The sequence below is a fragment of the Chitinolyticbacter albus genome (genome assembly GCF_024437655.1).
In the GTDB taxonomy this organism is placed as follows: Bacteria; Pseudomonadota; Gammaproteobacteria; order Burkholderiales; family Chitinibacteraceae; genus Chitinolyticbacter; species Chitinolyticbacter albus.
This window is the reverse complement of record NZ_JANBVF010000025.1, coordinates 1-11,205: the sequence shown is the minus strand read 5'-3', so window position 1 is coordinate 11,205 and position 11,205 is coordinate 1. Positions and strand designations below refer to the sequence as shown.

At 55.4% G+C, this 11,205-nt stretch carries 10 protein-coding genes and 1 pseudogene; all 11 read right to left on the bottom strand.

Going from position 1 to position 11,205, the window contains the following annotated elements; genetic code table 11:
- Positions 1–26 precede the first annotated feature (26 nt).
- A complete protein-coding gene (locus NLI84_RS14000) occupies positions 27–320 on the bottom strand; it encodes a hypothetical protein (RefSeq protein WP_255991113.1) in 294 nt (97 codons plus the stop codon).
- Between the two features lie 77 nt (positions 321–397).
- Positions 398–553 (bottom strand): hypothetical protein, encoded by a 156-nt coding sequence (locus tag NLI84_RS13995; protein WP_255991112.1) that lies wholly within the window; start codon positions 551–553, stop codon positions 398–400.
- Positions 554–718: 165 nt separating this feature from the next.
- Positions 719–970, bottom strand: a complete 252-nt coding sequence (locus NLI84_RS13990) for a hypothetical protein (protein ID WP_255991111.1) — start codon at positions 968–970, stop codon at positions 719–721.
- Positions 967–1,695, bottom strand: a pseudogene (locus NLI84_RS13985) (RHS repeat domain-containing protein); the annotation flags it as partial. The pseudogene NLI84_RS13985 and the gene NLI84_RS13990, both read right to left, overlap by 4 nt.
- A 278-nt stretch (positions 1,696–1,973) precedes the next feature.
- Positions 1,974–2,522, bottom strand: coding sequence for an SMI1/KNR4 family protein (locus NLI84_RS13980; RefSeq protein WP_255991109.1), 549 nt, complete (start codon positions 2,520–2,522; stop codon positions 1,974–1,976).
- Positions 2,515–2,802 (bottom strand): HNH endonuclease, encoded by a 288-nt coding sequence (locus tag NLI84_RS19260; RefSeq protein WP_373316965.1) that lies wholly within the window; start codon positions 2,800–2,802, stop codon positions 2,515–2,517. The genes NLI84_RS13980 and NLI84_RS19260 overlap by 8 nt, the downstream gene beginning before the upstream one ends.
- Positions 2,803–3,005: 203 nt before the next feature.
- Positions 3,006–3,515, bottom strand: a complete 510-nt coding sequence (locus NLI84_RS13975) for a hypothetical protein (RefSeq protein ID WP_255991108.1) — start codon at positions 3,513–3,515, stop codon at positions 3,006–3,008.
- Between the two features lie 9 nt (positions 3,516–3,524).
- Positions 3,525–4,100, bottom strand: coding sequence for an RHS repeat-associated core domain-containing protein (locus NLI84_RS19165; protein WP_255991191.1), 576 nt, complete (start codon positions 4,098–4,100; stop codon positions 3,525–3,527).
- 708 nt (positions 4,101–4,808) lie between these two features.
- Positions 4,809–5,363, bottom strand: a complete 555-nt coding sequence (locus NLI84_RS13965; protein ID WP_255991106.1) for a hypothetical protein — start codon at positions 5,361–5,363, stop codon at positions 4,809–4,811.
- Positions 5,364–5,365: 2 nt separating this feature from the next.
- Entirely contained in the window at positions 5,366–9,916 is a 4,551-nt protein-coding gene (locus tag NLI84_RS13960) for an RHS repeat-associated core domain-containing protein (protein WP_255991105.1), read from the bottom strand.
- 49 nt (positions 9,917–9,965) lie between these two features.
- Positions 9,966–11,205 (bottom strand): DUF2345 domain-containing protein (locus NLI84_RS13955; protein ID WP_255991104.1); only part of this gene is annotated, 1,240 nt, incomplete at its 5' end.

Here is an 11,205-nt window from a genome sequence, read left to right as displayed (position 1 = left end):
CTCGGCGTAAGTTTAAGTGTGGGGTTTCATGGGGTCATCATGGCTGTTGTGCGAACTGGTGTGCAAGCCAAACGCGCAAAATGCCGCCAGCTATGCCGGTTTGCCAGCTTGAACGGCGGGGGAGATAAGAGGGAAGCGATCTGGCCGGCGTCATTGGTCGGCAGTTGCGAGGTGCCGAGATGGTCGCTGTGGTAGTCGGCCATGCGTACCCCATCCGCTTGTTGCGCGACCTGCGGCAGTGGCACGAAGCCACTTGCTGCTTCGAACATGGAATGCGGGCTGGATGCCGCCGTGGTGCTCGCTGGCGAGCGCATCGCCATCCCACAGGAGCTGCATGGTGCCTTGGCGGTTTTCTGGGTGATGCGGCGGCCGAAGGTGCAGTCAGCCAGGGGACTTCCTACAGGGCGTACGCGTACTCGGTCTTGCCGGCTTCGGTTTCCGCCCAGGTCAGGCGATTGGTGCCATCCCAACTGAAGTGCTGGGTGAGGCCGTTTTGGGTTTTGCGGGTGAGGTTGCCATGCGGGCAAAAGGCAAGGCCCCAAGGCCGATCCATGCGCAGAAGCTACCGGCAGGGCTCTGGCGTGGGGCGTTGTGCAACAAAGCCCATCTGGACTTCGGGGTGATCCGCTCAGGCATGCCATTCAACGCACAAAAGGCCATGCCGGGTCTGAATTTGCAAGACGGTATCCGCCCCCTTCTTCGCGTGGCGTGACACCGCTTAAGGGGGAAGCATACCCGTAAGAACCGCGGTAAGTTCCGTCAGCTCATCTGCTGTGTGCCGATCAACCGGTTCCAAGCTTAAACCGTAATCAATGTCGTACTTGAGATTGAACCGTTTACCACGACGCTTGCAAATGAACACATTCGCTTCAGCAAGAAACACTTCATCGAAAACTTCAAAGATATGCTGTGAGGTAGCTGCATCAACCAAACTGCGGAGTTGTTCATAAGTGAGCTCTTCTAGCTTCATGGAATCCCTCGTAGTTCTTTCTCGCAATCAACGCCCTCCAGCATCTTGTTAATCGATCCTCGTGAGCTTTGAGAGGAGTTTTCGATGCTTTTGTACACATCGTCGCCACTGGCTCCTTTTGCGCGAGCCTTAGCCACTGCTTCTTTCCACTTCAACATCGGCTCAGCCTTTCCAGTCGCGGACGCTTCGCCACCAATGTATAAGCCAACTCTACCCTTTGGGTCATTTATTAGGAGCCGAGCGCGGATTCGGGCTTGATTCCGCAATTTATGAGCAAGTCGTGCACGGTCCTTGGATTTGGCACACTGGCAAAGCTGACTGTCGATTCGTGCTTCTTCACGGAGATACCAGCATCGTGTTTGTATCGGTGTGAGCGACCCTGCTGCTGGATCTGTTGCCCGCAAACCAACAAGGCCTAAGGGGTCAATCCACTCCACAGGGTTTGATCCATAGGCAAATACGTTCAGTCCACCCGCCAATTTGATCGGATCCTTCGACACAAACCGACCAATTTCCGGGTCGTAGTGGCGATGCCGGTTGTAGTGCAAGCCCGTTTCCTCGTCCGCATACTGGCCCTGGAAGCGGATCGGGTTGGCAATGTCGGCTGTCTTGGCCGCATCGCTGATTGCTGCTCTCGCTTCGCCCCAGGCTTTGTATTCCGCGCTCCAGGCAATCTGGCCGGCGTCGTCGGTCAATAGCTGTGGCGTGCCGAGGTGGTCCAAATGGTAGTAGGCCTGGTGTTCCTCTCTGCCTGCTGTGCGATCTGCGCCAGGGGCACGAAGCTGTTGGCTTCAAACAGGTAATGGCGCTGGGTTTTGCCGTCGTGCTCGCTGGCGAGCACATCGCCATCCCACAGGAACAGCGTGGTGCCTTGGGCGGTTTTTTTTGGGGGCGATGTGGGGGCCGAAGGTAGCGACCCACAACAGGACTTCCAGTGGGGCGCTGCCCCGGTTGGTCCTTGGCCGTCTTGCCCCGGGTTTTAAGTTGTGGAGCAGCGTTGGTGTTATAAGTCTGGTAACAGTTTTGTTAGGAGAGCGGAAAAGGATGGGGCGACAAGTTCGATGTTATCAACGTAGTCGCGAGCATCGTCTTCGTCTGACTCGAAATTGTGATCCCAGTAAAAAATCTCGCCTGGTTTTTGTGAGTCAACGCTTAGTAAAAGTAAATCGCCAGAGCCGGTTGAGGCAATTGGTAGCGTATCTTTTGGAATTCTAAGCCCGTATATTTTTAGTGTGTGAAAGATGGAGTCGTAAAACTCCTTTGGGGCATTGAGTGCGAGAAATGAGTTAATGACTCTTTCGTTGGTTTTTGTTTTAAGTATAGGTAGATTTGGAATTCCGCCATTGTTATTTTTTAAAAAAGCGCTGTAGTCAGCTGGAAGTGTGCCCGTGATGGCCTCAAGATTTGCAATGTCTGCATCGCTTGGATTTGGAGTTTCATACATTGCAACTAGCGTGCGATCTAGCTTGCCTTTGCTTTTCTTTCCGGATAGTGTTTGATCCTCTAGGTCGGCCTTGGAAACGCCTAATTTCTTAAAAAATAGATCAGCCATACTGCCTCCGTGTGCCGCATACGGCGGCTCCGCCAGTGTGTTTTACCGCATCGTGAATGTCTTTCGGTATTAACTGCAACTTTCCGTCATGTTGTGAATGATGCCATGTGTATTCTTTTTCATGCGTCATGATTTTGCTGGCGGAGCCGTAACTGTTTTGATTGCCAAAGGCCGCTTTGTTTGCAGGGCGGAAATCGGCGGCGCCCGAAGGTGTCGTCCCCCAAGGGGACTTCCTACTGGGAGTACGCGTATTCGGTCTTGCCGATCGCTGTTTCCGCAGCGATCAGTCGATTGCAACCATCCCAACTGAATTGCTGGGTGACGCCATTGGGGGGTCTTGCGGGTTAGATAAAAATAGGGATCAGGACTTGCTTTGTTCTTTTTCTTTGGAATCCAGCTGAGCCGCGAAGCCAATAGTCCAGCTGTGTTGCCGAAGACAAGATCCGATCCTGATTTATGCGGCTGGGGTTTGTGGTGATTGAATTATTTAAACATCGAAAATTCGATGAAGCTTATTCTTAGGTTTTCAGCTAAGCATAGATCTCGAAATTTTTCCGATACGATGTAAAATTGCTCATTGCTACTATCTCTAACAATTAGGTCCTCTTCGTTCAATTTGACTTTGTCTTGAAGTTTTATTGAGTAATCGTCTACTCTCTCGAAGAGTGGCTTTCTGTTTAAAATTCTGCCAGCAAAGGCCTCTATGGTCGTATCTTCAACCGCTATTGTGCAACTAATGAATTCGATGTCATCTGTTTTTGGGGCGATGATTTCTTTGGCCTTTGTGGAAAAAACAGGGAATGGCAGTGTCGGCTGAAAAAAATCAAAATCTCTTATGTTATTGGGGTTGAAAAAACTTTGAGCTCTTAATTTGAGTGTTTTTGCGCCTCTAAATTTTTCCAGTTCAATCCCAAGAGCGAAATATTTGAGAATGTCTCCGTTGTGGTCTTTGATGTCGAGTAGACATTGTTCGGATTTGTTGGTGCTTTGCATTGAAAACATTTATTTTCTCTTGGTACGGTTCGGGATCTTGGGAGAGGCGCAAGTTAATTTTCCAGAATTCAAATCTGCACGAAGCTTGCTTTGAAGTTCTGATACTTCTTTCTGCGTCCTAACTTTATCCCAGCTTTCGCGGGTCGCTTTGATGTTCATTTCATCTAGCTTGCTTGCGACCATGCGATTGTAGGCAGCATGCTCTTCCGTCCATCCTCGATGGTAACCTTTCTTGCTTGAGTCAATCCCTTCGCATACAGGCATGTACATCATATTTCCTGCGGCATTTATATCCATGCCTGCTTTATCGAAGATGGCGTGATCTTTCAAGGAGTATGGGATGATGTGCTGGCGTTGGTAGCCTTGTTTGGTGGGCATCCACCCAGGGAAACGGTCCAGCCCAAATGGGTCAACCCATTCGGTAGGATTGGGAGCAAATTCGTGGGTGTTCAATCCACCCAGCAAGCCAATCGGATCCTTGCTCACAAACCGGCCAATTTCTGGATCGTAATAGCGGTGGCGGTTGTAGTGTAATCCTGTTTCCTCGTCCGCATACTGGCCCTGGAAGCGGATCTGGTTGGCAATGCTGCTGCTTTCGCGGCATCGCTGAGTGCATCTCTTGCCTCACTCTAGGCTTTGTATTCTGCACTCCAAGCGATTTACCCAATATCGTTGGTCAATAGCTGCGGCGCGCTGAGGTGGGCGACGTGTGGCTTCGGGGTCATGTGGCTTCGGGGTCAGGTCTTGCCTTTTGCCTCATTCGCCTTAGTGAGACTTAAAGCCATGAGGCCATCCAGTTTGCCTGCAACAATCATCGGCGGATTGATTTTTAGACGAGGGTGGATTAACACGCAAAAGGCAAGACCTGACCCTTCTCTGTGCATTCGCCTTAGTGAGACTTAAAGCCATGAGGCCATCCAGTTTGCCTGCAACAATCATCGGCGGATTGATTTTTAGACGAGGGTGGATTAACACGCAAAAGGCAAGACCTGACCCTTCTCTGTGCATTCGCCTTAGTGAGACTTAAAGCCATGAGGCCATCCAGTTTGCCTGCAACAATCATCGGCGGATTGATTTTTAGACGAGGGTGGATTAACACGCAAAAGGCAAGACCTGACCCTTCTCTGTGCATTCGCCTGAGTGAGACTTAAAGCCATGAGGCCATCCAGGTTGCCTGCAACAATCATCGGCGGATTGATTTTTCGACGAGGGTGGATTAACACGCAAAAGGCAAGACCTGACCCTTCTCTGTGATGACCCTTCTCTGACGCAGGTTTTTCCGAAAAGTAGACGCTATTCGTACTTTCCGTTCGGCTTGTATGTAATTCCTTTCGGGTTTGTTTTTTTTATGGCGACAATTAATTCTTTTGATATGACTATGGTTCCGTATGGGTCTTCTGAGCTTCTGGCGATGTGGACTCCGTCAAGTTCACTGTCTTTGAAAACTCTATTGGAGATCACTGTTGGACTTGTAGGGTCGGATGGCAACATTTTGTAAGTATTTGATTTTTCCATGTCAATGCAGCTTATAGAGTTCTTTATTAGAATGGCTGAGTGACTTTTTATGATTTTTCCATTGTGGTTTATTTCTGATTTTATGATGTCAATGTCATCGCATAGGGCTTTTACGCAGTCGATGAATTTTATTGAAAATAACCCAGGACCCCCAGGGAGGTAGTCAAAAACAAAGGGGTCTCCTTCAGATTCGACGGAAAAAAAAGCTGTTTCCCCCGCAAGTGGTCTAGAATCGCCCTCGTAGAAGTATTTCACTCGTGGAGAGCGTGTTCTGTCGTAAATCACAGTGATGTCCTCTGGGTAGTCGTCGCTAACATCAAGTACGTAGAACATATTTACCTCGGGCACGGAGGGACGGAGTTTTTATTTAGAATTGTAGTGCCTTTTCTCAGTGATGCACGTTCTTGTGCCATTAGCTGGGATACGGCTTCCTTGTATTGTGCATTGCTCCATTCGTGGTCTTTGCCGTATTCGTCTATTTCATTCAGCCTGTTGCGAATGGTGTTGCTATAACCAGGGTGACTGCCATTGTGTACTGTTCGCGTTGGGTGCCCTCCTCTGCAGGTGGGCAAATATATGATGTTTTTTGTGTCGTGAACATCGATGCCAGCCTTTTGCAGGGCAGGGTGATTTTCTCTATAAATTGCTTGTGGAATTATGTGGTGCTTTTGCGTGCCTTCAATATCAGGCATGTTGTTGTAGTTCCACCCACCTTGTGGGCGTTTCTTGCCGGGGGCAAGCCCAAATACATCAACCCACTCCACTGGGTTGGGCGCGTATGCATGTGTATTCAACCCGCCCAGCAAACCAATCGGATCCTTGCTCACAAACCGGCCAATTTCCGGATCGTAATAGCGATGGTGGTTGTAGTGTAGTCCGGTCTCCTCGTCCGCATACTGGCCCTGGAAGCGGATCGGGTTGGCGATGCCGGCCGCTTTCGCGGCATCGCTGATTGCGGCTTTCGCCTCACCCCAGGCTTTGTATTCCGCACTCCAGGCGATCTGGCCGGCATCGTCGGTCAACAGCTGCGGCGTGCCGAGGTGATCGACATGGTAGTAGGCCTTGTGCTTCTCTCCGGCCTGCTGTGCGATCTGCGCCAGTGGTACGAAGCTGTTGGCTTCAAACAGGTAATGGCGCTGGGTGTTGCCGTCGTGCTCGCTGGCGAGCACATCGCCATCCCACAGGAACAGTGTGGTGCCTTGTGCGGTTTTCTTGGCGATGCGGCGGCCGAAAGTGTCGTACGCGTATTCGGTCTTGCCGGCTTCGCTATTGGCTGCGACGAGCCGGTTGAAATCATCCCACTCGAAGGTTTGCGTCTGACCGCTGCGGGTCTTGCGCATGAGGTTGCCACGCGCGTCGTAATCAAAGTGGGTGCCTGCGTAATCGCGCAGCAGGTTGCCGGTGATCCTGGGCAGGTTGCTGGGCAGGGTGTTGTCGCTACGGATGCTGTCGACCAGGTTGCTGGCCGGGTCGAAAGCGAAGCTTTCGCTGCCATGCGGGCTGACTGCGGCGAGCAGGCGACCGACCGGGTCGTAGCGGTAGTTGGTTTCACCGCTGCGGCTATCGCTGATGCCGAGCAGCTGGCCAACCGGATCGTAGCGGTAGCGGCGTTGCAGCTGGGTGCTGCCGGTGAGTTGCTGCTGCAGCACTCGGCCAAGGGCATCGTATTGGGTGGTGGCGCTGAGCCGATTACCCAGCGTACGCGCGGTTTCGCGGTGCAGGTCGTCGCGCTCGAAGCTGGCGATTTCCTCGCCGTTCCACAGCATGCCGTGCACATGGCCGCTGCCGTAGGTGAGCCAATCGACGCGATTGCCGTCCGGGCGTACGCTGGCGATGCGATTGCCCAGCTCGTCATATTCGTGCTGCCACTGGTAGTCGCGCTGCAGGCCAAACAGGCTGTATAGCTGTTGTTCGCGTTCGAGGTTGCCGACTTCGTCATACCAAAAGCGGGCGGTGCTGTAGCGGTTCTTGGCCTGCACCAGTCGGCCGAGCGGATCGTACAGGAAGCGCTCGCGGCTCTTGCCGGCATCGCGGCCGATCAAGCGGTAAGCGGGATCGAAAGCCAGTGTGGTGCGCGTGCCGCCTTCGTCCACTGTGGTCAGGCGACCATTGCCCGCGTCGTAGCCATACACCGTGCGCTGATTGCTGAAGTCGGTTTCTTCCAGCAGGCGGCCGACGGCGTCGTAGACAAAGCGATAGCTGTCGCGATTCTCGTTGGTCAGCGTGACCAGCCGGTCGAGCGGGTCGTAGGCGTAGCTCAGTTGCTGCTCGGCGGCATCCATGCGGCTGCTGAGGCGCCCTGCGCGATCCCAGCTGTAGCGGGTGGTGCGCGCCAGCGCATCGGTGTGGGCCAGCAGGCGCCCTTCGGCGTCATGCTCCAGCGTGATGGCGGTGCCATCGGCCTGGACGATGCGGGCCAGATGGCCATCCGCACCGTATTGGTAAGCGGTGATGTTGCCGGCGGCATCTGTGGCGCCGATCAACTGGCCGCGGGCATCATAAGCCCAGCTGCTGGTCTTGCCGGAGCAATCGGTATAGCTGGCCAGTTGCCCGGCAGGGGTATAGGCCAGCTTCTTGCTGCCACCCTTGGCATCCTTGATCGCCAGCGGCTGGCCCTTTGGCGAGTAGGCGTATTCGGTCTTGTGCCCGAGCGGGTCGGTTTCGCGCACCATATTGCCGGCGGCATCGTATTCGCGCTGCCACACCTGACCCAGCGGATCGGTGATGGCGACCAGTTGGTCCTTGTCGTCGTATTGCATGCGAACGATGGAAGCATCGGCGCGCACATGCTCGATCATGTTGTCGCGCTCGTCGTACGCAAACGATTCCTGAGTGCCATCCGGATGCACATGCAGGGTGAGGTTTTTGTAGTCGTCGCGAAATAGCCACTCTTCCTTGCCGTCCGGATGCACGGTGCGGTAGGGGTAGCCTGATTCGTCCATGTAGTAATACGTTTCGCCGCCCAGGCCATCGGTGATCACGGTGAGGCGCAGGTGCTCGACGTATTCCAGCTTCAATTCGCTGCTGCCGCCGTCGGCGTACTCGCGGATCACGCGCGAGGTGGCCTCGGAGCCATTCCATTCCAGACTCATGCCACGCCCGGTACGATCAGCGTAGCGGGTGATCAGATGGTGGCTGTACTGGTATTCGCGGGCGTGCCCATGTTCGTCGACGGCATGTACCAGATCGCCGCGGTCGTCATAACGATACTGGGCGAGGATACGGGCCGGCGCTTCCGGGCCGTCAGCGCTGAGGCTGAGCTGGGTGATACGGCCGGCCTGATCGGTGGCGATGTGTACCCAGGGACCATCGCCATTACGCAGCCGGCTCAGGTGGCCGTTGCTGCCGTAATCGAGCGCGATCTGGTTGCCGGCGCGATCGCGCAGCAGCGCCAGCGCGTAGCGTTGGCCATGGCGTTCGTATAGTTCGAGCAGTTCGTGCCCACGTGTCACCGAGAGCAGACGTTCATCGAGCGCGCTGATCGTCAACCCTTCGCTGCGGTCGATATGGTGTTCGCCCACCCCCAACAATGGGTAATCCAGTTCCCGCCCTTGCGCATCGGTGTAAACCAGCTTGTCGTCGTGGATGGCGAATTGGGTATGGTAGGGCGTGAGCCAGCGCGCGCCGAGCGAGCCTTGATCCTGGCTGGCCAGCCGGGAGTTGTAGGTGCGCGTCCAGATCAGGGGGATGACGCCGGGCAGGATGAAATCGGTGTGGCTGAACGATTCGAAGCCGAGGCCGAGGTTGATCGACCTTTTTGTCTTGCCAGACACCGATGATGTATTTGAGTGAGGGCAGATTTTGCAGGCGTTGGGGCTGCGCTGTACCGGCTGCAGCTTGCGCTGCTTTTCTGTGGCCGCATTCGGTACGCGATACTCCACTTTACCGCTTTGATTACTGGTCGCAGCGCCGTTGGCACGATGCTGGCCTTTGCGTTTGGTCAGCCGGGCGACCAGTTCTTTCAGTAGCCAGGCAATGCTACCTTTGGCAGCCGCGTTGCCCAGCGCCAGAATCCGTGAGGAGATCTGCGACTTGATCGACGTGAGCAAATAGTTCGCGATGCCGAGTAACTCGTCGCGCAGCCTGTCCGGCAAGGCGAGCTTGATGATGCTGTTGATCGCTGCCATCTGCGCACTGGCGTGGAAGCTCAGTAGCGTCGAGAAAAAGCCTTTCTCTTCCTGCTCCGGTGAGCGGAAATTGCGTCCCTTTTGATAGCGGGTCGACTTAGTAACGCGGTACTTCCCGAGTTCGCCTTTTGCCAGTTGCTGGAGAAAGGCGGCGAACTGATCGATCAGTTTGCTGAGGAAGTCCACGCAGCCATCGAGCGCGGGCTTGAGCTGTTTGGCAAAGTCACTGGCAGCGGCTTCGACCTTATCCGCCAGCTTCAGGTCGGTCATCAGATGATTGACGACAACGCTGAGCACAGCTTCACCGATGTCACCCGCATTGCGTACCAGCGCTTGCTTGACTACGCCAACGACGGGCCGGAAGGCGATACGCGTAGCCGCCAGGCCAGGAGGCACGGGGACGATACCGATGGTATCGATGCCTATGCCAAACCAATCCACCAGGCTGACTTCATCCTGCTTTTGCGAGATTTCGTACAGGCCGGTGATCACATCTGCCGCCGCGATCAAGTTGCCGACAACGGGGACTGCTGACAGCACGGTTTCCAGATCGGCCAGGGTCAGTTTGCCGCCGGTTAGATCACGAATCCACTTGTCAAAGCCATTGATGCTGGCTTGCACATCCTTGGCCAGCTGCGCGTTGAGCGGAACAACCGCGTACTGGCGCATGATCCGCTGGGATTCCTGCATATTGGCCGTGTAGCTGCTGCTTGATGAAGTGGTGTCATCGGGTCGAGTCGCCCCGTAAGTCATGACCATGAATCAGTACATCCCAAGGTGAGCGGTTGGTGCTGGCTTTGGAGTCTGCTCAGCTGAATGATTTTGCAAGTGGGGGAGTGCCAGGGGCGCTGCTGCGTGCATTCTTCAGCAGCGAATCCGCGCCCTGTGCTGCGGCTTGCTGTGCGGGCAGCAACGATTTCGCGCCATCTGGCAGGCTGGCTGTGCTGGGCAGCTGTACACCGGCCAAGCCGGCTGCGCTGCTCATGGCTGCTACCGGGTTGCCTGCCTTCAGGCTTTGCGCTGCGGAGTAAGCAGCTTGCCCCTGTTGTACAACGCTACTGAGCTTGCTGATCGTGCCACTCGAATCGAGCTGCCCCAACAGGCTTGCGGCGCTGCCGGCATCAGGCAAGGCTGGCTTGCCCCCCGTCAGACTTTGAGTTGCGAGGCCTGGAACCAGACTGGCCAATTGAGACAGCGCGGTGTGGGCTGTTTGTTGCGGATTGGCAGGGGGCGCCTGTTCTGGCCAGACCTTGGGCGCGAACTGGCCCGCCTTGGTCTTCAGATCGCGCGGATCTTCCATAAACTGGGTGCGGACGGCACCAATAGGCACCCCGGTCACGGTAGCCTTGCCATCCTTGTCGAGTACGCCCTCATGCTTCTTGCCTAGTAGGTCTGTCAGCACATAGCGGCCGCCCGCAACACCATCACGATCGGCATACCAGTGATGCAGCTGGACCTGACCCAAGCCATCCTTGCCGCCGAACGAGGGCAGCGGCACGTTAAGGCTTGCCGGCCCGCTGAAATCGAAATTCGTCCCCTTGAAGCTCACCGAGCCCGGTGCGTGGATTTCGATGTCGCCGCCCTTCAGGCGGATATAGGCGCCGCCACAGGTGGCGAGCAGTTCCTGGCCGGCGACGAGGGTGAGCTTCTGCTTGTTGGCATACAGCCGCACATTCTTGTCGCCCACCACCTCCACATCGCCACTCTGGGCTTGGAGGTTGACGTGCCCCTTGGCGGCAATCAGCTTCAGGTTCACCTTGTCGGCGACGCCTTGCACGAACAGGCTGAGCTTGCTGCCGACGTTGTGCACCCAGCGCCGTGCGGTGGTCTGCTGCGTGTCGCGCTGGCTGACCAGGTCCAGGTTGTGCCCGGCGTTGAGCACCAGCTCATTCGGGGTGGTCAGGGCGATGCCGGCCGGGGCGGTGGCGATCAGGATCGGTTGTTGTCCCGGTTGTTCTTTCGCCGTCTTGCCCTGTTCATCGGTGTTGGAGCCGGCTTCCCAGGCCTTGAGTGCTTCGTTCAGGTGATCGAGGTGGCCTTCGCTGGAC

Excerpts from the sequence above, each read along its gene's own strand:
- NLI84_RS13960 (WP_255991105.1), bottom strand. The coding sequence starts at position 9,916 with ATGGTCATGACTTACGGGGCGACTCGACCCGATGACACCACTTCATCA.
- NLI84_RS13995 (WP_255991112.1), bottom strand. The coding sequence starts at position 553 with ATGGATCGGCCTTGGGGCCTTGCCTTTTGCCCGCATGGCAACCTCACC.
- NLI84_RS13990 (WP_255991111.1), bottom strand. The coding sequence starts at position 970 with ATGAAGCTAGAAGAGCTCACTTATGAACAACTCCGCAGTTTGGTTGAT.
- NLI84_RS13975 (WP_255991108.1), bottom strand. The coding sequence starts at position 3,515 with ATGCAAAGCACCAACAAATCCGAACAATGTCTACTCGACATCAAAGAC.
- NLI84_RS13965 (WP_255991106.1), bottom strand. The coding sequence starts at position 5,363 with ATGTTCTACGTACTTGATGTTAGCGACGACTACCCAGAGGACATCACT.
- NLI84_RS14000 (WP_255991113.1), bottom strand. The coding sequence starts at position 320 with ATGGCGATGCGCTCGCCAGCGAGCACCACGGCGGCATCCAGCCCGCAT.
- NLI84_RS13980 (WP_255991109.1), bottom strand. The coding sequence starts at position 2,522 with ATGGCTGATCTATTTTTTAAGAAATTAGGCGTTTCCAAGGCCGACCTA.